Here is a 20,569-nt window from a genome sequence, read left to right on the forward strand (position 1 = left end):
TCCTCCACTAGGTTCGCGTGCCCGTGTGGAGGCAGCCTTGTGTCGCGATTGGGCTGCAAAGCAGCACCAGGGTTATAATGCCGCCACATCTTCCACAGGTACCCCCATGTCCCCCCTCGCTACCGCCCTGCAGTCCTGCGACATGCTCCTGATTGACGGCCTGCATGCCTTCGATTTCACCGCCGACGCATCCGGTCTCACCGTCGAATGCATGGACGGCCGCCAGCTTCGCCGCTGGTCCTTCACCCCCGAACAAGTCGCCGCCGCTATCGCCTCCGGCGATGAATGGCAACTCAACGATGCCAACGGCGAGCATCGGCTAGTCTGTATGAGTGCCTTTCGTGCCCCGGATGATGACCAAGATGAACCGGACCTGGACGAGCCTGCTGACCGCTAGCCTGATGAGCCTGACAATCTCTGCCCACGCCGCCACCTTGCTGGTGGGCAGCTACACCGATGGCGCCAGCCAGGGTATCTACCGCTACCATTTCGACGACAAGGCCGGCCAAATCGGCCCCACGCCCCTGCAGGTGGTGAAAAGCGTCAGCCCTTCGTGGCTGGTGCTGTCGGCCGACCAGCGTCAGCTGTTCGCGGTGAATGAGACCCCGCAGGGCCATGCCAGCAGTTTCAGCATCAGCAGCAACGGCGAAATCAAGCCGCTCAACCAAGTGGTCACCCAGGGCGACGAGCCCACCCACGCCAGCCTCAGCCGTGACCAGCGCTACCTGTTTGTGGCCAACTACGCGGTCAACCCCGCCCCCGGTGGCAGCCTGGTGGTGATCCCGGTGGCCAAGGACGGCACGCTCAAGCCCGTGGTGCAACAGGCCCGGCATAAGGCGAGCGGGGTCAACCCTGAACGCCAGGCCGGTGCCCACGTGCATTCGCTGGTGCTGTCGCCGGATGGCCAGCACCTGTATGCCAGCGACCTGGGTGCCGACAAGGTGTTCATCTACCGCTACGACGGTGCCAGTGCGGACCACCCGCTGACAGCGGCGATACCTGCGTCCGTGGCCTTGCCGCCGGGCAGCGGTCCGCGTCACTTGCTGTTCGACGCCAAGGGCCGGCACGCCTACCTCACCCTGGAAATGAACGCCGAGGTGGTGATGTTCGATGTGCAGGACGGCAACCTGGTTGAACGCCAGCGCTTACCCCTGACCGAGCGCCAGGAGGCCGCAGCGAAGGCAGCAGGTGGCTTGCACCTGTCGGCGGACGGGCGCTTCCTGTACGTGAGCAACCGTGGCACAGCCAATGAAATTGTGGCGTTCAGCGTGGGCAAGCAGGACGGCCAGTTGACGTTCCTGCAGCGTCGCCCGGCAGAAGGTGATCACCCTCGGGAGTTTGCCCTGGACCCGAGTGACAACTTCCTGCTGGTGGCCAACCAGAAGAGCAACCAGATCGTGGTGATACGTCGCGATCCGCGCAGTGGCAAGCTGCTGGAGACGGTGCAGACGCTGAAGCAGGATGCACCCTCGGACCTCAAGTTCATCGAGTGATATCGATCAGCGTGATAATCGGTACTGCCGCAATGAATTTTTGCGTGCGGCCTCGGCGGCGTAAGTTTGACCCAAGGCCCAAAAGGGCCACCGTCAAACCACCGCCGTCGAGGTCAGCCCAGATGAACTTCAATCTCTTCCCGGTTATTGCCGCATCCGCCATTTCCGCATCGGTCGTCCTGCCAGCGCATGCTCATGCCGACAGCAGCAAGGCTTCTGCCACCCACAGCTACACCGAGCAGTACCTGCGCCAGAGCGCCAATTTCCATGCGGCCCTGAGTGGCAAGCACCACCATTGAGCCTTGTGCGGTGTCCTGTAGGAGCGGCCCCTGTCGTGACACAAGGCCGCTCCTACAAGGTATCGCGTGAACTTATTTGGCCATCACTGACCTGAACAGCTCCGAAGCCAGCCACCCCTCCAGCCAGCTCCGCACACGCGGATAAGCCGCCTCGGCGAACCACTGCGGTTCGACCCCGGCAAACTGGCGCATCAGGGGCAGCAACGCGGCATCGGCCATGCTCGGGTGGTCGGCCAGCAGGTAAGCCCGCCCCACCAGCAAGCCTTCGAGCTCCGCCAGCCAGGCCTCGGCCTGCTGGCGGTAATGCTCGCGGGAATGCTCCGGGTAACGTTCGGCATACTTGTACAGGTTCACGTGCGCCTTGAACGTGGTGTCATTGCGTGCAATCAGTGTTTCAGCCTGCTGCGCAGCCGCAGGGTTGGCCTGTAGCCGCCAATCCTGCGGGTCGTTTTGCGTCAGCGCCCAGCGCATGATGTCCAGGCTCTCTTCCAGTACCTCGGCACCGGTATCCAGCACCGGTACCGTGCCCTTGGGCGACAAGGCCAGCAGCTCTGCCGGCTTGTTCTTCATCGCCACCTCGCAGATTTCCACCTCGCAGCCGGCATAGCGCAGGGCCAGGCGCGCACGCATGGCCCACGGGCAGCGGCGGAACGAGTAGAGGATCACCCGCACACCTCCACGTCACTGAGGCCATTACCCTGGCGCCGCACCTGGATCTGGACCGGGATGCGCTCGTGCATTTCCTGTACGTGGGAAATCACCGCCACTTTGCGGCCCTGGGCTTGCAAGCCGTCGAGGGCGTCCATTGCCAGTTGCAGCGACTCGGGGTCGAGGCTGCCGAAGCCTTCGTCGATGAACAGCGACTCGATACGCAAGGTGCTGGACGCCATCGACGCCAGGCCCAGCGCCAGGGCCAGCGACACCAGGAAGGTTTCCCCGCCCGACAACGAGTGCACCGAACGCAGTTCGTCGCCCATCTCGGTGTCCAGCACCAGCAGGCCAAGGGCGCTGCCGCCGCGCTTGAGGCGGTAGCGACGGGCCAGCTGACGTAGCTGGGCGTTGGCGTGGTGCAGCAGCAGATCAAGGTTGTAGCCTTGGGCGATCTTGCGGAACACATCACCGGAGGCCGAACCGATCAGGGCATTGAGGCGGGCCCAGCGTTGCCACTGCTGGTGGGCCTGTTCGATTTCTGCCGCCAGCGCCTGGTGGGCCTGCTGGCGGCGCTGATCGTCGGCCTGTTGTGCACGCAATTCGGCGCACTGCTGCTCATGGTTGACCAGCCGCCCGCGCAGCTCGGTCAGGGCGTGTTCCAAGGCTTCGGCCGAGGTGTCCACGGTCATTTGTGCGGCGTGTTGTTGCAGGCGCTGCTCACGTTCCTGCAGCAGCACGCGGCCCTGCTCGATGGCTTTTTCCGCGCCTTGCAAACGCTGGCGCAATTCATTGACTTGCGCGTCATCCATGGCCAGCAGGCGATCGAGGCCGGCATCGTCCAGTTCCGGATGCTCGCTGCGCCACTGGGCGATCTGGGCCTGCAACTGTTGGCATTCGGCATCCAGTGCCTGTTGTTGCTGGGTATTGGCCTTGAGCTCGCTGGCCAGTTGCACGCCTTGGGTGCGCAGATCTTGCAGGCGCTGGGCGGTGTCGGCATCGAGGGCGCGGGCTTGTTCCAGCGTGGCTTCCATATGCTGCTGCCAGGCTTCGGCACTGGCATGTTCGCCTAGCAGCTCGCCGAGCGACGCCTGGGCCTGCTGGCGCTGTTCGTCGAGGGCCGCGAGCGTGTGTTGCAACTGCTGCAGGCCTTGCACGCGCGCCTGTTGCTGATCGCGCAGTTTGTCCAGCTGGGCTTGCCGGGCTTGCTGTTCTTCCTGTTCGTCCTTGCGCTGTTCCAGTTGCTGCAGGCGCTGGGCAATCTGCTGGTCGAGGGCGAGGAAGGCATTGGCCGGGTCGTCGTTGAGGGCCTTGAGCGCTTCCTCTGGCAGTACGCCGGCCAGGTCGTTCAGGCCTTGCTGCAACAGCTGTTCGTCGTTGGCCAGGGCCTGGTGCTGTTGCTCCAGATGGCGTTGGGCCTGTTGCTGGGCGTCGTGGGCCGCCTGCAATTGCTGGTTCAGGCGGGCGGCGTCTTTTTGCAGGGCCAGCAGGGCGCTCTGGCGTTTCTCGTCCTGGCTGATTTCTTCATCCAGGCGACGCAGCTGGCTGTCGAGCCAGGCGCTACGGGCCTTGTCGTCCTGCGGGGCGAGGGCTGGCCACAGGCTGTGTGCCTGTACCTGAGCCACCAGCGGTTGCAACTGTTCGCCCAGTTGCTGCTGCTGTTGCTGGAAGTCCTTGAGCTGGGCATTGACCACACCCAGCTGGGTACGCAGCTCCACCAGCTTGTTGTTGAGCGTTTCGACCTGCTTCTGCGCGGCGTGCTCTTCGGCCTGGTCATGGCGACCCAGGCTCTGCAGCAGCGCTTCTGGCTGATGGAAGGGGTGTTCGGCGCTGCCACAGACCGGGCAGGGTTCGCCGTCACGCAGTTGGTCACGCAGCTCTTCGACGCTGGTGTTGCGTGCCAGGCGTTGCCGTTCCAGCAGTTGACGGGTGAGGATCAACGCCTGCTCGGCGGCCTCCAGCTCGGCCTTGGCGGCGGTGCCTTCGGTAATCAGTTGCTGGCGTTGCAGCATGGCCTGCTGCTGCCGTTCGCGCAGGGCATCCAGCTGCTGGCGCAGCTCCTGTTCACGGCCGTGCAGGCGTGACATTTCTTCTACGGCGCGCTGCTGTTTGCGGTTGTCCTGCAGCATGCCGCCGAGCAGGTCGATCTGTTCGGCCAGGGCCTGGGGTTCGGCCTTGGCTTCACGGAACAACAGGTCGTAGGCGTCGCGCTCGGCCTGCAGGTGCGCATTGCCCTGGCTGGCCTGGGCCTGCAAGCCGGGTAGCTCTTCTCGGCCCTTGGTCAGGCGGCCACCGATCAGCATCACCTGTTTCAGTTGCGGCAGGTAGGCGTGCCAGGCATTGGCCAGGCCCGCCAGGTGCTGGCTGTCGGCAAGCGCGGTGTCGATCTGCGCCAGTTGCTGCACGCTGCGCTGCTGGTTGTCTTCCAGCTGCTGCAGTTGCTGCTGGCCGTCAGCGACCTGTTGTTGGGCCTGTTGGCTGATGCTGCGCTGGGCGGCCAGCTCCTGGTCCAGGCGTGCCAGACTGTCCTGCGCGGCAAAAGCCTGGCGCAGGCGCGGCGCGTTCTCGCTGTGCTGGGCCTGGCGGTCGGCAAGCGCTTGGCGCGCAGTGTCCAGCGCCTGTTCGAGTTCGCGGGTGCGCACCTGCAGTTCGGCTTGCTGCTGTTGCTGTTCGGCCATTTTCGCGGCCACTGGCGCCAGCTGTGCGCTCAGGGCCTGTCGGCGGTGGAACTGGTGACGCTGTGGGGCCAGGCGCTCCAGACGTGCCAGGTCCAGGCGTGGTTCGGCCAGCTGTTGCCAGTCCAGTTCGGCAGCCTGCAGCGTGGTGCTGGCTTCGGTGTGTTGGGCCTGTAGCTGGCGTTGTTCATTCAGCCAGTTGCGTTGCTGCTCCAGTTGGCGCTCGCCGGCCTGGTCGGCCTTGAACTGCTGTTGTGCCTGCTCCAGGCGCTGGTCGAGCTCGGTACGGGCCTCGGCAGCCATCGGCAGTAGATGGCTGGCGCGTTCTTTCAGGGCGTTGTGCGCCTCGCCGGCTTCGCGCGCCTTGCTGAAGGCACGCTGGCCCAGGCGGGTGTAGATCGCGGTGTTGGTGAGCTTTTCCAGCAACTCGCTACGGTCTTTGTCGTCGGCCTTGAGGAACGCGCCGAACTCGCTCTGGGCCAGCATCACCGCACGGGTGAACTGTTCGAAGTTCAGGCCCAGACGGGCTTCGACCAGTTGCTTGTATTCGTTCTTGCCACTGCCGAGCACTTGCTCGCTGTCGAGGTCGTAGAAGCTTTGACGGCTGTGCTGCAGTTTGCCGTTGGCCTTGTCGCGGGCGCGGTTGGCTTCCCAGCGGGCGCGGTAGCGGCGGCCGTCGATGCCGACGAAATCGACCTCGGCAAACCCGCTGCCGGTGCCACGGCGCAGCAGGTTGCGCGGGTCGGAGGTGGGGATGTCGCCGTCGGCGTCCGGCACCTTGGCCTCACGGCCAATGGCATTGAGGCGCGGCACGGTGCCGAACAGCGCCAGGCACAGGGCGTCAAGCAAGGTGCTCTTGCCCGCACCGGTAGGCCCGGTGATGGCGAACAGGCCAGCGCTGGCCAACGGTTCTGCGGTGAAATCGATGTCGATCGGGCCGGCCAGCGATGCCAGGTTCTTCAGGCGGATGGCGAGAATCTTCATGGCTGTTCCTCTTCCTGCTGCACGTCCTGCAACAGCAGGGCGAAGTCGGCCAGCGCCTGCTCGTCGGCGGGGTTGCCGTAGGCTTGCTCCCAGGCGCGGCTGAACAGGTCTTGCGGGGTCATCTGGGCCAGTTCGACAAAGGCCAAGTCATCGTCCTCGGCGTTGTTGCGGCCGGCGTACTCGGCGCTGATGCGGATCAGCCGTACCGCCTTGCCTTCAAGCGCGGTTTCGATCTGCTGGCGCAGGTCGGGTTGCGGCTCGTCGAGCATCACCCGCACCTCCAGCCAGGGCTGGCGGTTGGGGTCTTCAAGCAGGTCGACCACGGGCAGGTCGGCCAGTTGCTGCAACAGCTCGCCCAGCGGTGCCGGGCCCACCCGTTGCAGGGCCACGGCGCGTGGTACGGGGCGTGGCTCGACGCTGACCAGGCCGTTGCCGTCCAGCTCCACTTCCAGGACCTGGTGCGGGTAGTTGATTTCGGCGAACGACAGCGGGATTGGCGAGCCGCTGTAGCGGATGCGTTCTTCGCGGTTGACCTTCTGCGGTTTGTGCAGATGGCCCAGGGCGACGTAGCTGATAGCCTTGTCGAACAGCTTGGCCGGCAGCGCCTCGGCGTTGCCGATGATCAGGCTGCGTTCGGAGTCCTCCGACACCGCGCCACCGGCCATGTGCGCGTGGCTGATGGCGATCAGCGCCTGGTCTTTCTTGCGTTTCTTCAGGGCGGCGGCGATCAGTTGCTGGTGCACCTGGGTGATGCCTTGCAGGTAATCGTCACCCAGCTGCGGGCCGGTGACTTCGGCCGGCCGCAGGAAGGGCAGGGCCAGGCACCAGGCAGCGACCTTGCCCCGGCCGTTGGTCAACGGAATCAACAGGCGCTCGGCATCCAGCTGACCCTCGTCCAGCCAGTGCACACGGCCCAACGCATGGGTGCGCAGGCGGCGCATGAGTGCGGCGGGCAGCTCGATGCGGGAACCGGAGTCGTGGTTGCCGGCGATCATCACAATGTCCAGCTTGGGCTGTTGCTCATGGGCCTGGACGATGAAGTCGTAGAGGCGTTCCTGGGCTTTGACGGGTGGGTTGACGGTGTCGAAGATGTCGCCCGCAATCAGCAGCGCATCCGGCTGGCGCAGGCGCAGCTGGCCGAGCAGCCAGTCGAGGAAGCAGGCGTGTTCGAAGTCGCGTTCCTGGCCGTGCAGGCTTTGGCCCAGGTGCCAGTCGGAGGTATGAAACAGACGCATGGATGACCTGTTGGTGTCGAGTCGGGCAAGCGGAGAAAGGGCGGTATGGTAACCCAAGCAGGGTTCGGGGTGCAGGGCGAGGGATTGGGGGGCATGTGTTCGTCACAGGCACTGAAAACCTTATGGCGAACACCTGCTGACCTCCTGCTGGCCTACTTGGGATAGAGCGGTGGCAAGCTGCCATTCTCACCCGCCGGCAGCAGCACCTGCTCAGCCGGAGGAATGGTACCAATCGCCCGCCACAAATCCTCCCCCTGCCAATACTGGCCACTCTCGCTGTACAACGCACCGTTCAAACCATCCAGCGCATCCGACAACGGCACGAAGCGCGCCGCCATCTCGGCCAGGGTTTCCGGTTGCTGCCGGGCCCAGGCATCCAGCGCCTGGCGCGTAGCCTGGGGGTCGTTGGCTTGGCACGCGCGCTTGAGGTCGTCCAGCAAGGTACGTGGGCTTGGCCCGTTCTGCGCGGTGCGCAGTACCGCTGGCCGCGAACGGGCGCGCCACCACAGGGCAAGACCCAGCACGGTGGTCAGGGCGAACACCAGTGTGGACAGCTGCCAGGGCCATAGCAGGGTGCTGGCGCTGCTGTTGTCGCCCACCGGGGTGTCGGCGCTCAGTGCCGGGTTGTCCAGCACGTTCAGCGTGCGCGCCGGCAGGCTGCTGTGCTCCAGGTGGTCTTCGCGGGTGTTCCACCAGGCCACTTCCAGCGCCGGCAAGGCCAGCGTGCCGCTGTGGGTGGGCACCAGGGCCTCGCGCTCTTCGCGGTTGGCGGTCATGCCCCGTTCGCTGATTTCGTTGCGCAGCAGCGGCTGGTCAGGGTAGCGGCGCAGGCCGATGATTTCTGTGGCCGGCAGCGGCGGCAGTTGGGTGCTGGACAAGCCTTCGGCACGCAAGGTGATGTTGCGCGTCAGCGAGTCGCCAATCTGTACCTGCTGGCTGCCCGGATCGGGGCTCCAGTGCTCTTCCAGGGTCAGGCTGCTGGCGGGCAACCACGGCAAGCCAGCCGGCCAGGCTGCCGGAATCGGCCGTACCGTGAGGCGCAAGGGCAGCGAGCTGACCTGCACCTGGTGGCCGGCGTGGGCCGTGCCATTGGCCTGTGCTGCTTCGTCGCTGCTGGCGGCTGCCGTGGCGGTGAACGTCAGTGGCGGGATGTCGAGGGTGCCGCTTTGCTGGGCATATACCGCATAGCGGGTTTCGATCACGCCATGACGCACACCATTGATTTCCTTTTCATACGTGCGCGACTCGCCCAGCGGCTCGACCTTGGCGTTCTCCAGTTGCAGTGGGCTGAGGCTGCTGTCGTCGTACAGCGCTACCGAGTGGTAGATGCGCAGGGTCAGCACGGCTTGGGCCTGGACATAGACGTCATGGCTGTCGAGGGTCGCTTCGATGAAGACCTGAGCGTTGTCCTGGCGGCTGGCATCGGCCTGCAGCACTTGCAATTCGATGGCCTGGCTGTGCGACTGGCCCAGCTGCAGCTCGGGAATGCGCAGGCTACCGCTGCGCCGTGGCAGCAGGGTGATGATCCAGCGGGTGCTGGCGCGGGTTTCGCCGTCCAGGGTGTGCAGGCTGTTCAACTGGCGCGTGCCGCGCACTTCGAAGTCACCTTCCAGGGCGCGCAGGTCAGGCTTGCCGAACTGGGTGACGTCCTGGCTTTCCAGGGTCAGTTCCAGGCTTTCGCCCGCTTCCAGGCGGGTGCGGTCGACGCTGGCCTGCAGCAGCGGCTCGGCGTGGGCCAGTACGGCCCATAGCAGGGTGAGGAGAAAGACGCCGAAGCGACTCATCGTGATTTTTCCTGATGCAATTGCTGTTCATACCAGAATTTGCGTCGCAGCAGCTCTGCCGGGTTGTCGGGAATTTCCCGCAGCCATTGCTCCAGGGCTTGGCGCTGTTCGCCGTCGAGGCTGGTCGACACCGGGCGCTGTGGCGGCTGGATGACGCTGTCGTCACCCCCGGCCTGGTTGCCGGGGGCGGCCTGGCTGTTGCTGCTGCTTTCGCCGGGTTGTTCGGGGCTGGCCTGTTGGTCGTCGCCGGGTGTGCCTTGGGCCGGGCTGCTGGCCGAGCTGCTGTTGCCTTCGGTTTCGCTGCCGGGCGTGTCTTGGGCATCGCTGCCGGGCGGTTGTTCCTCGGCCTTGGCTTCACGTTGCTGCAGCAGTTGCTGCACCAGCGCCTGGTTGTCCAGCGCGGCCTGCAGGTCGGGCTGGCGCTCCAGGGCTTGCTCGTAGGCATCCAGGGCGGCGTCCAGCTCGCCACTGTGGGCCAGGGCATTGCCTCGATTGTAGTGGGCTGCTGCAGTGTCGCCTTGGGAAAATGCCTCGGCGGCACCGGCATAGTCGCCGGCCTGGTACAGGGCCATGCCGCGCCATTGCGGGTTCTGGAAGTGACGCGCAGCGCTGGCCGGGCGGTTTTGCTCCAGCAGCTTCTGGCCTTGCTGGTCGGGGCGCAGCCACAGGTCGTTGAACTCGAAAGCCTGGCTAGGCTGCGGCAAGGCCAGCAGCAGCGGCAGGCAGAACAGCCAGCCGCGCCGGCCAGCGCAGGCGGCCAGCAGCAACAACGGAATCAGCAGCCAGTAACCTTGGTCGGCCCAGCTGTCCAGTTGCAGGGTCTGGCCGTCATTGCGCCCGCTCCGCGGGTTGTCGAACAGGCCCAGGCCACGCAGGTCGAGGTCGTCGATGCGGGCGTGCCGGTAGCGCCCGCCCGTGCCGCTGATAAAACCCTTCAGGCTGGCGCTGTCCAGGCGAGGCAAGAGGATGCCGCCCTGGTCGTCTTTAAGGTATTCGCCATTGGCCTGGCGCACCGGGGCGCCTTCGCGGCTGCCGATGCCCAGCATCAGCAGGCTTGGGCCCTGGCGGCCGAGGGCCTGGGTGATGCCCTGGCGCTCGGCGGCGCTGAGCGCCGAGCCTACCAGCAGCAGGCGGCCTTGGCCGAGGCCGCTCTGGGCCAGCAGCGCCAGGCCTTTTTGCACGGCCAGGTCGGCACGCTGGCCGGGTTTTGGCATGATCGACGGGTCGATGGCCTCAAGCAAATTGCGGGTGGTGGCCAGGTCGTCGGACAGCGGCACCAGGGTGTGCGCGGAGCCGGCATACACCACCAGCGCCGTCTGGCTGTCGCGGCGGTGTTCAAGCAGGTCGAGGATCTTGCGCCGGGCCTGTTCCAGGCGGTTGGGCGGGCTGTCCTCGGCGAGCATTTGCGGGGTCAGTTCAAGCAGGATCACCAGGGGGTCGGCCGGGCGCTGACGGCTTTCTTCCAGCCGCTGCCAGCTGGGCCCGAGCAGCGCCAGGATCACCAGTAACCAGGCGAGGCCCAGCGCCACCCACGGCAGTTTGCTGGTGCTGCCGCTGCCGCCACCCAGCAGTACACCATGGAAGGCGGGCGGCAGAATCATCTGCCAGCGCCCGGCACGCTTGCGCCGGTGCCACAGTTTGTACAGCAGCCAGCCGAGCACGGGAACCGCCAGCAGCCAGAGCGGGCGCAGCCATTGGGGCCACAAGTCGATCATCGCCGCCTCCTTAAACGCAGGCGCTTCAAGCGCTGGCGCCATTCCGGGTGCGGCTGCAGGAAGCGAGGCTTGCGCAGCAGGCGCTGCAACAGGTTGTCGGGCCACTGCACGGCTACCACCAGCAACACGCTGAGCAGCAGCGCCAGCGCCAGGGGCCAGGCGTACAGGGCATGGGCTGTGCGCGCCTGGGTCGGTTGCTGGGCCACGGGCTCCAGTTGGTCGAGGGTATCGCCGATAGCGTCCAGTTCGGCGCCGTCATGGGCACGGAAGTAGGCGCCGTGGGTGATGTCGGCAATTTCCTTGAGCGCGGCTTCGTCCAGGTCCAGGCTCGGGTTGAGGCCGAGCAGGCCTGGGGTGCCACTGGCTTCGGGGTTGGCGCCGATACCGATGGTGTAGATGCGCACGCCTTCCTGGGCCGCCAGGCGAGCGGCTGTCAGCGGGTGAATCTGCCCGCCGTTGTTGGCACCGTCCGTGATCAGCACCAGCACCCGGCTTTGTGCCGGGCGTTCGCGCAGGCGTTTGACCGCCAGGCCAATGGCGTCGCCGATGGCGGTGTTCTTGCCGGCGATGCCGATCTGCGCCTCGATGAGGAAGGTGCGCACGGTGCGCCGGTCAAAGGTGAGCGGCGCCTGCAGGTAGGCCTGGCTGCCGAACAGGATCAGGCCCACACGGTCGCCTTCACGGTCTTGCAGGAAGTCGCCCATCAGCACCTTGACCAGGTCGAGGCGGCTGATGTCCTCGTTCTTCCACTGCATGTCGGGGAAGTCCATCGACCCGGACACGTCCACCGCCACCAGCAGGTCGCGGCCGCTGGCGGCGATCGGCACCGGTTCGCCCAGCCATTGCGGGCGAGCGGCGGCGCACAGCAGCAACAGCCAGATGACGACGAACGGTGCCTGCTGGCGCCAGGTGGGCAGGTTGAGCCGTGCGCGGCGCCCGGCCAGGCCTTCCAGCTCGTTGAGGAAGCCCACCTTGAGCACCGGTTCACCGCTGTCGGCGGCGGGCAGCAGCAGGCGCACCAGCCATGGCAGCGGCAACAGGGCGAAGACCCACGGCCAGGCCAGTTCAAACATGCTTGCGGATCCAGGTTTCGACGGCTTGGCTGAGCCCGGCGATGGCCTTGTCATCGAGCTTGCACTCGGGTTTATAGGCGCCTTCGACCAGTACCATCCAGCGGGTCAGGCCGGCGGCCGGGCAGCGGTTGTCGAGAAAGGCCAGCCACTGGCGGCCGTTGAGGGTGTGACTGTTGGCGCCTGGGTAGTGGTTGCGGCACAGGCGTTTGAGCAAGGCGTTGATCTGTTGCAGCCAGGCGCCGGCCGGGGCGCCGTCATACGGGCGTGGCAGGCGGGCCAGCTCGGCCAAGGCCTCCAGGCGTACCGGGTCCAGGGGTTGTTCGGCGCGCACGATGCGGCGTTTGCCCGGGCGCCAGCGGCGCAGCCGCCACAGGCCCCAGCCCAGGAGTGGCAGGACGGCCAGCAGCAGCCACCAGCCTGGTGCGGGTGGCCACAGGCTGACCGGTGCCGGGGCGATCAGTGGGTGCAACTGGTCGAGCGGGTTCATGACGCGCTCCGTGGCCGCTGGGCGTTCAGGTGCTCGCGCAGTTGCTCGATCATTTCGCTTTGCGTGCTCAGTGGCATCAGCACCACCCTCAGCTTTTGCGCCATCAGCTCCCAGCGCTCGATGCGGGCCTCGGCCTGCTGGCGGTAGGCCTGGCGCAGGTTGGCGTCGAGGGTGTCGAGCTCCAGCTGGGCGCTGCGCTGGGCGAAGCGCAGCAGGCCGGCGGCGGGCAACGCGTGGTCGAGTGGGTCGGATACCGGCAGCAACAGCAGGTCGCAATGCCGTGAGAGCATGGCCAGGTGCTGTTCCACCTGGGCGCTGAGCGAGCGCTCATCGCAGATCACGATGGCCAGGCTGCCGGGGCGTAGCACTTCGCGGGCGCGGCGCAGGGCCAGACCGAGGCTGTCGGCCCCGGGTATGGCTTCGGTGTGCAGTGACTGGTTGACCTTTGCCAAGCGGTTGAGCAGTTGCAGCAGGCTCTGTTTGCTGCGTCGGGGCTTGATCTCGTGGTGTTCGTTGTCGCCGAACACCAAGCCGCCGATGCGGTCGTTGTGGCCCAGCGCTGCCCAGCCGAACAGCGCCGCCGCCTGGGCCGCCAGCACGGACTTGAACATCAGCCCTGAACCGAAGAAAAGCCGTTGGCTTTGTTCGACGAGGATGAAGATCGGCCGCTCGCGTTCTTCGTGGAACAGCTTGGTGTGCGGCTCCAGGGTACGCGCAGTGACACGCCAGTCGATGTTGCGCACATCGTCGCCGGCCTGGTAAACGCGCACTTGGTCGAAGTCCACGCCGCGCCCGCGCAGCCTGGAATGGTGCAGGCCGACCAGCGGGCTGCGCTGGCCGGGCTTGGAAAACAGCTGGATTTCGCGCACGCGGTGGCGCATGTCGATCAGCTCGGCAAGGCCAATGCGGATGCCGTGTTCGGCCAGCTGCGCAGTGGGCATGGGGTCAGGCAACGGCGACGACGTCGAGGATGCGCTGGACCACGCGGTCCTGGTCGATCCCTGCCGCCTCGGCCTCGAACGAGAGGATGATGCGGTGGCGCAGGACGTCGAACAGCACGGCCTGGATGTCTTCGGGGCTGACGAAGTCGCGCCCGGCCAGCCAGGCGTGGGCACGCGCGCAGCGGTCCAGCGAGATGGAGCCACGCGGGCTGGCGCCGTAGGCGATCCAGTCGGCCAGCTCGGTGTCGAACTTGGCCGGGGTGCGGGTGGCCATGACCAGCTGCACCAGGTATTCCTCCACTGCGTCGGCCATGTACAGGCCAAGGATTTCCTTGCGCGCGGCGAAGATGGCCTGCTGGCTGACCCGGCGCTCAGGCTTGGTCTCGCCGCCGAGGGCTTCACCCCGGGCCTGCGCCAGGATACGCCGCTCTACGGCGGCGTCGGGGAAGCCGATTTTTACATGCATCAGGAAGCGGTCGAGCTGGGCTTCGGGCAGCGGGTAGGTGCCTTCCTGCTCGATCGGGTTCTGTGTGGCCATGACCAGAAACAGCGGCGACAGGTCATAGGTGCTGCGGCCCACGCTGACCTGGCGCTCGGCCATGGCTTCGAGCAGCGCCGACTGCACCTTGGCCGGTGCGCGGTTGATTTCGTCGGCCAGCACCAGGTTATGGAAGATAGGCCCCTGCTGGAACACGAAGCTGCCGGTTTCCGGGCGGTAAATCTCCGTGCCGGTGATGTCGGCCGGGAGCAGGTCGGGGGTGAACTGGATGCGATGGAACTGCGCTTCGATGCCTTCTGCGAGTTCTTTGATGGCTTTGGTTTTGGCCAGGCCCGGTGCCCCTTCGACCAGCATGTGGCCGTCGGCCAGCAGCACGATCAACAGCCGTTCGACCAGTTTCTCCTGGCCTAGGATCTGGGTAGAAAGAAAAGTGCGCAGCGCGATCAGCGCTTCACGGTGTTCCATCGGCGACGGTTCCTGGTAGGGGCCTGAGGCGGCGTGAGGCAGCAGCCTTGGCAAGGGGGGATACTTTAATCTATCCGGGGGGGCGACCACCAATGGCGGCGGGTAAATTTATCGTTGCAGCCGGGCATGCGGGCAAAGAAATGTCCCACGTATGGCTGGCCATTGCCTGATGTTCCGTGACGGCGTGCTGGCGCCTGCTTGTGCTTTTCGGACAAGCAGAAGGCACGATGATGAAAATGAGCAGCGCCAGCACGCCAAACCTTACGCCGATCACCTTGCGGTTTGGTGTTTTCTTCGATGGCACCGGTAATAACCAGCACAATGCCATGACGATGGGTGAGCAGGGCGACAAGGGCGGCAGCTATGGCAACGCCTTGAGCAATGTGGCCCTGTTGCATGCGTTGTATCCGGCTGAGGCGGCCAATGCCGAGGGGCCGCAGGCGTTCTTGAAGCACTATGTGGAAGGCGTGGGCACGCTGGCGGGTGAAGCCGACCATGTCTACGCCTCGGCCACCGGGCATGGGCGCACGGGGGCCGAGGCGCGGGTTGCCGAGGCGTTGCAGGCGATGGCCGAGCAACTGCAGGCGTGGCGCCGGGCGCATCCGCAGGCAACGCTGGAAGGGGTCGAGTTCGATCTTTTCGGTTTCAGCCGCGGTGCGGCGGCGGTGCGGCATCTGGCCAACCTGCTGCACGAGGGCGCGGGCGGGCTGTTGTCGGTGGCGTGCGAAACCTCGATCAACTTTATCGGCCTGTTCGACACCGTGGCGGCGATCATCGCGCCGTTACAGGGCGACTTCGACCCGGCAGACGGCCGCCACGGCGGCCTGCGCCTGGGCCTGGGGGCGGGTATTGCCCGGCACGTGGTGCAGCTGGTGGCCGAGGACGAGCGGCGGCATAACTTCCCGCTGGTGCGCAGTGGCCACGATATCCTGCTGCCGGGCGTGCACTCGAATATTGGGGGGGGTTACCCGGAGACCCTCCTGGAGCAGGTGCTGCTGTGCAAGCCGCAGTCCCAGCGTGTGCCCGCAGGCATGCGTGTCGAGCAGTGCCGCGTCCATGCCAAGGTGAGCGCCTTGCTGGCTTCGGCGTTTGCCGACATGGGCGAACCCAGGCCGCGCGTGATGACCTGGGAGGAGCCGATTGCCGGTGGGCATCGGGACGAGGCGCAAAAGCAGGTCTATGCGGCGGTGTACCGGGAGCGGCAAGTGGCGGGGCACTTGTCCCGGGTGTACCTGAGCGTGATGCGGGCGTTGGCGGTGCGCGCGGGTGTGCCGTTTGCGCCGTTGGGGGCGCAGGCTGAGCATCGGCTGCCGGATGAGTTGTCGGGCATCAGCCGAAAACTGCATGCCTTTGCCTTGGGGGAAACTGGCCAGGTGGGGTTGAGCGAGGAAGAACAGCGGCTGTTGCGCGACAGATACGTGCATGCGTCAGCGAACTGGAATGCAGTGAAGGGCTTGCGCAACAGTGTGCTGGATGTGCTGTTCGTCAATCGGCCGGGGGCAGGCGGGCGAGTGATGCATGCCAACCCGGCGCAATGAGTGATTGATCGTGGCCTGGCAATGCTGCACCGGGCCTACAGGGCGCGCGCCAGCTGTTCAGTCGCGCGCCTTCTGGCTGAATACGTCTCCTGTGCCAGGGTCAGCAGCACCGTCAGCAGCATGAATACCACTGATGCGATGAAAATCCCGTTGGGCAGGCGCTGATCGAGCATCCAGCCGAACGCTACCGGCCCGATGGCGCCACCGATGTTGAACCCGGTCGACACCAGGCCGAAGGTTTTGCCCTCGGCCCCGGGTGGCGCCGCCGCCTTGACCAGCATGTCCCGTGATGGGGCGATGACCCCGGTGAGCAAGCCGATGGCACCCAGTACGACCACCAATGCCCAGCCCTGCAGCAGCCCCAGCGCCACCAGTGCAGTCAGCGCAGCCGCCAGCGCGAAGGCCAGTGCCGCCACCAGGCCATGGCGCCGGGTACGGTCGGCCAAAGCGCCCCCGCACAGCACGCCGGCTGCGCTGCTCAGCAGGAAAGCGGTGAGCGCGGCGTTGGCCCAGGCCAGTGTCAGGCCTTGGCCCTGGACCAGGGCGGCTACGGAGAACTTCTCGATGGCACTGGTGCTCAGGTTGAGCAGGATGAACAGCACCGTCAGCACGCCGATCATGGGGGTGAACAAACGTACGCGGCCTTTTGCTGCGGCCGGGCCTGTGTCTTGTTTGTTGGCAGGCCTGGCGACCCGGTAAACGCCACTGCCGGGTATCGATATCAGCAGTAGCGCGGCTACCCCGAATACCGCGCCCGCCGCCAGGGCTGCCCGCGTGCCGAGCGCCGCGGCGATGCCGAGAAATACGGCTGGGGTAACGGCTGAACCGAGGAAGCCGGCAAAGGTATGAATAGAGAACGACCGCCCCAGGCGTGCGGGCTCGATGCCGTTGGCCAGCAGCGCATAGTCGGCCGGGTGGTACACACCATTGGCCAGGCCCGCCATGGCCATCGCCACCAGCAATACCGCATACCCGGGGCTGGCCGCCAGTAGCACGAAACTGAGGCTGCCCAGCAACAGCCCAGCCTTGAGCACTTTACGTGCACCATAGTGGTCGACGGCGTAACCCAGCGGGGCCTGTACCAGCGCGGAGACGATGTTGAACACCGCCAGGGCTACGCCCAGCTCTACGAAGCCCACGCCCAGCAGGCCGGGCAGCACGGGCAGTAGCGCCGGGATCAGCATGATGTGCACGTGGCTGACGAAGTGCACGGCAGCAATTTGGGTCAGCAGCTTGGGGCCAGCGTGGGGCATGTCGATACCTGTTGAACAGCGTGCGCCCCTGGCGCACGGCAAGGTGGTGGAAAGCCCGCTTAGCGGGAGGCGCCCCGCAAACCGGGCAGGCGACCGTTCAGGACAACATGGGCCAGCAGACCAATGACCAGGCCCCAGAAGGCCCCGCCAATACCCAGCAGGCTGATGTTGGCCGCCGCCGCCAGGAAGGTGATCAGTGCTGACTCGCGTGAACGGGCATCGGCCAGGGCGCTGGCCAGGCTGGCGCCGATGGTGCCCAGCAGGGCAAGGCCCGCCAGGGTGGTGATAAAGGTGCCCGGCAGGGCCATGAAGACACTCGCCAGCGTGACCCCGAACACCCCGACGAGGATGTAGCAGACACCGGCAGCGATGCCCGCCACCCAGCGCTTGTCCGGGTTTTCATGGGCTTCCTTGCCGGTGCAGATGGCCGCGGTGATGGCAGCGATGTTGAACGCGTGTGAACCGAAGGGCGCCATCAGCAACGAGCCGATGCCGGTGACGGCGACAATCGGGTTGGCGCTGGTCTTGAAACCATCGTTGCGCAGCACCAGCATGCCGGGCATGTACTGGCCGGTGAGGGTGATCAGGAACAATGGCAGGGCCACGCTGAGGGCCGCGTTGAGGGAGAAGGTGGGCGCGGTGAAAACCGGTGAGGCGAATTCCAGCCGCAACGTGGTCAGGCCGACTTGCCCCTGCAGCAACAGGTAGCCCAGGCCCAGCAGCAATATGGCGACCACGGCGTAACGGGCGGTGAAGCGTTTGAAGGCCACATAGGCTGCAATCAGCAGTCCGGCGAGGGAGGGGTCGACCGACAGGCTGGCAAAGGCACCGATGCCAAACTGCAGCAGGATGCCGGCCAGCAGGCCGGCGGCAATGCCGCCGGGCACGACGCGCACCAGGCGCTCGAAGCACCCGCTCAGCCCCAGCACCACGAAGCCGGCGGCCGACAGCAGGTAGGCACCTATGGCCTCGCTGTAGGGCACGCTGGCCAGGGCGGTGACCAGGAAGGCGGCGGCTGGCGTGGACCAGGCTGTGATGACCGGCTCCCGGCTGTACCAGGACAGTGCCAGGCCGCTGAGGCCGACGCCGATCGACACCGCCCAGACCCACGACGACGTCAGCTCCGGGCTCAGCCCGGCCACTTTGGCCGCCTGGAACACCAGGATGAACGTGCCGCCGTAGTTGACGATCACCGAAACGATTCCGGCAATCACCGGGTGAAGGATGTCTGTCAGCCTGAGCGGCGTTGCAGAGCTTTGAGCAGGCGCGTCCATGGTTGCCTCTGGTAATGGTCAGATGAGGAGCAGTTTTGTGCGGCGAAGGGGTAATCCGACTGCAGCGTCATTGGCCCTTTCGCAGCCCAAGGCTGTTCCTGAAAAAAAGGCTGCCCGACAGCGACAGGCTGCCGGGCAGGTTTGTGCATCAGTTGGTCAGCGCCACCAGCAGGTTTTTCAGGTGGTTGCTGCCTTGCGCATCCAGCGGCTGCAGGGGCAGGCGTGGGGCGCCGACCTCCTGGCCGAGCATTTTCAGGCCGGCCTTGATGGTGGTCGGCAGGCCACGGCGGGTGATGTACTCCAGCAGCTCGTACTGGCGGTAGAACAACGCACGGGCTTCGGCCAGATCGCCTTGTTGTACGGCGTCCCACAGTGCCAGGTTGAGTGCAGGGATCAGGTTGGGCGCGGCGGTACACCAGCCCGTGGCGCCGGCCACCAAGGCTTCCAGGGTCAGCGGGTTGCAACCGTTGTAGAACGCCACCTGACCATCTGTAGCCGTGAACAGGCGGTGCATGCGCTGGATGTCACCGGTGCTTTCCTTGACCATGGTCACAGTGGGCACTTCGCCGAGGATACGCAGGATCAGCTCCACCGACAGGTCGGTGCCGCTGGTGCCCGGGTTGTTGTAGAGCATGATCGGAATGTCGATGGCGGTGCCGACCGCCTTGTAGTGGGCGATCACTTCGGCTTCGGTGAGCTTCCAGTAAGAGATGGGCAGCACCATCACCGCCGTAGCACCGCAGGCCTGTGCCAGGCGGGCACGCTGCACGGTGCGGGCGGTGGTCAGGTCGGAGACGCTGACCACGCTGGGTACGCGCCCGGCAATGCGTACCTGGCTGAAGCGCACCACGGTTTCCCATTCGCTGTCGGACAGGTAAGCCCCTTCGCCGGTGCTGCCCAGCGGCGCGATGGCGTGCACGCCGTCTGCGATCAGGCTATCGATGGACGTGCCCAGGGCATCCAGGTCGAGTGAGCCGTCTGCCGTGAAGGGAGTGATGGTGTAGCCGATAACGCCGCGAATTACAGGTGTAGACATGACCAGGCACCTTTGCCGTTGTTGAGGGAAGAGTACAGCTTCGATCAGCCCAGGCAGTCGCCATGGGCACGCAAGGCTCGGCGCGCGTAGTAGCTGAAGGCGGCACCGTGACGTTTGGGGGTGGAAATCCAGTCGTGGGCCTCTTTGCCCAGTGCTTCGGGGATGGGGCGGATGTCACCGGCGCCCATGGCCAGCAGTTGCATCTTTGCTGCGCGCTCGAACAGCAGGGCGAGCACGCAGGCTTCCTCGATCGAACGCCCAGCGATCAGCAGGCCATGATGGGAAAGCAGGATTGCGCGCTTGTCGCCAATCGCGTTCGCGATGATTTCGCCTTCTTCGTTGCCCACCGGCACACCGGGCCATTCCTTGAGGAATGCACAGTCGTCGAACAGGGGGCACAGGTCCATGTGCGAGATGGCCAGCGGAACTTCCAGCATCGACAAGGCGGCGCTGTGCAGCGGGTGGGTGTGGATGATGCAGTTGACGTCGGGGCGGGCGCGGTACAGCCAGCTGTGGAAGCGATTGGCCGGGTTGGCCATGCCACGGCCTTGCAGCACCGTCAGGTCTTCGTCCACCACCAGCAGGTTGGAGGCAGCGATTTCGTCGAAGCCAAGCCCCAGTTGTTGGGTGTAGTAGGTGCCAGGTTCCTGCGCACGCGCAGTGATCTGCCCGGCCAGGCCAGAGTCGTGGCCGCCGTCGAACAGGATGCGGCAGGTGAGGGCGAGCTTTTGTCGTACGGTGTAGGTGTTGTCGGTCAGCGCCGTCAGCATCTGTTGCTGGGCGAGTTTGACAAGCTGGTCCTTGGGGGTGTGCATGGTGGTCGTCATGGGCGGTACCTGCAGGGAAAAGGGCGGGCGCTGGCTGATCGTCGTGATGGCGCTGCCAGGACACACAGCGATCTTAATGACACCTTGTGTCATTAGCAAGCCTTGTGTCATATCAAGTGAAGGTCGGCAGGCGTCATGGGGAATGGAGTGTTCAGGCTGTCCATGCCGCAGCGGCTGCGGCAGAGGTTGAATGCAGGATTCGGGCATGCAGGCATGCGTGGTACGTTCTGTTAGCAAAACCACGAGATGCTGAAACCTGGCGCGATCAAGTTGGGCGCGGGCTTGCCCCGCGAACACCGGCGAAGCCGGTGCCATTCACCGCGCTGGATTCTTCGCGGGCAAG

At 65.7% G+C, this 20,569-nt stretch carries 17 protein-coding genes; 4 read left to right on the forward strand and 13 right to left on the reverse strand.

What is annotated here, in order from left to right:
* Window positions 1-106 precede the first annotated feature (106 nt).
* The 3 genes from BJQ17_RS16710 (at window position 107) to BJQ17_RS31690 (ending at window position 1,792) form a co-directional block, all read left to right on the forward strand.
* A complete protein-coding gene (locus tag BJQ17_RS16710; protein WP_003247229.1) occupies window positions 107-397 on the forward strand; it encodes a DUF5629 family protein in 291 nt (96 codons plus the stop codon).
* Window positions 363-1,493, forward strand: coding sequence for a lactonase family protein (locus tag BJQ17_RS16715; protein WP_256559769.1), 1,131 nt, complete (start codon window positions 363-365; stop codon window positions 1,491-1,493). Before BJQ17_RS16710 ends, BJQ17_RS16715 begins: the two co-directional genes overlap by 35 nt.
* Window positions 1,494-1,615: 122 nt before the next feature.
* On the forward strand, window positions 1,616-1,792 hold the full coding sequence (locus tag BJQ17_RS31690; protein ID WP_003247232.1) for a hypothetical protein: 177 nt from the start codon (window positions 1,616-1,618) through the stop codon (window positions 1,790-1,792).
* Window positions 1,793-1,864: 72 nt separating this feature from the next.
* Here BJQ17_RS31690 and BJQ17_RS16720 read toward each other — a convergent pair whose 3' ends face one another.
* The 9 genes from BJQ17_RS16720 to BJQ17_RS16760 form a co-directional block, all read right to left on the reverse strand.
* Window positions 1,865-2,458, reverse strand: a complete 594-nt coding sequence (locus BJQ17_RS16720; protein WP_003247233.1) for a glutathione S-transferase — start codon at window positions 2,456-2,458, stop codon at window positions 1,865-1,867.
* Window positions 2,455-6,099, reverse strand: a complete 3,645-nt coding sequence (locus BJQ17_RS16725) for an AAA family ATPase (protein WP_070096349.1) — start codon at window positions 6,097-6,099, stop codon at window positions 2,455-2,457. Before BJQ17_RS16725 ends, BJQ17_RS16720 begins: the two co-directional genes overlap by 4 nt.
* Entirely contained in the window at window positions 6,096-7,334 is a 1,239-nt protein-coding gene (locus BJQ17_RS16730) for an exonuclease SbcCD subunit D C-terminal domain-containing protein (RefSeq protein WP_003247235.1), read from the reverse strand. The genes BJQ17_RS16725 and BJQ17_RS16730 overlap by 4 nt, the downstream gene beginning before the upstream one ends.
* A gap of 152 nt (window positions 7,335-7,486) precedes the next feature.
* Entirely contained in the window at window positions 7,487-9,118 is a 1,632-nt protein-coding gene (locus tag BJQ17_RS16735; RefSeq protein WP_070096350.1) for a BatD family protein, read from the reverse strand.
* Window positions 9,115-10,833: a tetratricopeptide repeat protein gene (locus BJQ17_RS16740; RefSeq protein WP_003247238.1), complete on the reverse strand. Its 1,719-nt coding sequence runs from the start codon at window positions 10,831-10,833 to the stop codon at window positions 9,115-9,117. Before BJQ17_RS16740 ends, BJQ17_RS16735 begins: the two co-directional genes overlap by 4 nt.
* Window positions 10,830-11,906 (reverse strand): VWA domain-containing protein, encoded by a 1,077-nt coding sequence (locus BJQ17_RS16745; RefSeq protein WP_070096351.1) that lies wholly within the window; start codon window positions 11,904-11,906, stop codon window positions 10,830-10,832. The genes BJQ17_RS16740 and BJQ17_RS16745 overlap by 4 nt, the downstream gene beginning before the upstream one ends.
* Window positions 11,899-12,393, reverse strand: coding sequence for a DUF4381 domain-containing protein (locus BJQ17_RS16750; RefSeq protein ID WP_003247240.1), 495 nt, complete (start codon window positions 12,391-12,393; stop codon window positions 11,899-11,901). The genes BJQ17_RS16745 and BJQ17_RS16750 overlap by 8 nt, the downstream gene beginning before the upstream one ends.
* Window positions 12,390-13,334, reverse strand: a complete 945-nt coding sequence (locus BJQ17_RS16755; protein ID WP_070096361.1) for a DUF58 domain-containing protein — start codon at window positions 13,332-13,334, stop codon at window positions 12,390-12,392. Before BJQ17_RS16755 ends, BJQ17_RS16750 begins: the two co-directional genes overlap by 4 nt.
* Window positions 13,335-13,338: 4 nt before the next feature.
* Window positions 13,339-14,298, reverse strand: a complete 960-nt coding sequence (locus BJQ17_RS16760) for a MoxR family ATPase (RefSeq protein ID WP_003247242.1) — start codon at window positions 14,296-14,298, stop codon at window positions 13,339-13,341.
* Window positions 14,299-14,525: 227 nt separating this feature from the next.
* On the opposite strand from BJQ17_RS16760, the gene BJQ17_RS16765 reads away from it, so the two are divergent.
* On the forward strand, window positions 14,526-15,836 hold the full coding sequence (locus BJQ17_RS16765; RefSeq protein ID WP_033725200.1) for a DUF2235 domain-containing protein: 1,311 nt from the start codon (window positions 14,526-14,528) through the stop codon (window positions 15,834-15,836).
* Between the two features lie 35 nt (window positions 15,837-15,871).
* Here BJQ17_RS16765 and BJQ17_RS16770 read toward each other — a convergent pair whose 3' ends face one another.
* From BJQ17_RS16770 to BJQ17_RS16785, 4 genes are all read right to left on the reverse strand, one after another.
* Window positions 15,872-17,089, reverse strand: a complete 1,218-nt coding sequence (locus tag BJQ17_RS16770; RefSeq protein WP_070096352.1) for an MFS transporter — start codon at window positions 17,087-17,089, stop codon at window positions 15,872-15,874.
* 59 nt (window positions 17,090-17,148) lie between these two features.
* Window positions 17,149-18,363, reverse strand: coding sequence for a benzoate/H(+) symporter BenE family transporter (locus BJQ17_RS16775; RefSeq protein ID WP_070096353.1), 1,215 nt, complete (start codon window positions 18,361-18,363; stop codon window positions 17,149-17,151).
* Window positions 18,364-18,511: 148 nt separating this feature from the next.
* Window positions 18,512-19,399 carry a dihydrodipicolinate synthase family protein gene (locus BJQ17_RS16780; protein ID WP_070096354.1) on the reverse strand — a complete coding sequence of 296 codons (888 nt, stop codon included), beginning with the start codon at window positions 19,397-19,399 and terminating at the stop codon, window positions 18,512-18,514.
* A gap of 44 nt (window positions 19,400-19,443) precedes the next feature.
* Window positions 19,444-20,226 (reverse strand): aldolase, encoded by a 783-nt coding sequence (locus BJQ17_RS16785; protein ID WP_004577435.1) that lies wholly within the window; start codon window positions 20,224-20,226, stop codon window positions 19,444-19,446.
* Window positions 20,227-20,569: the final 343 nt, after the last annotated feature.

The organism is Pseudomonas sp. NBRC 111139 (assembly GCF_001753955.1).
In the GTDB taxonomy this organism is placed as follows: Bacteria; Pseudomonadota; Gammaproteobacteria; order Pseudomonadales; family Pseudomonadaceae; genus Aquipseudomonas; species Aquipseudomonas alloputida.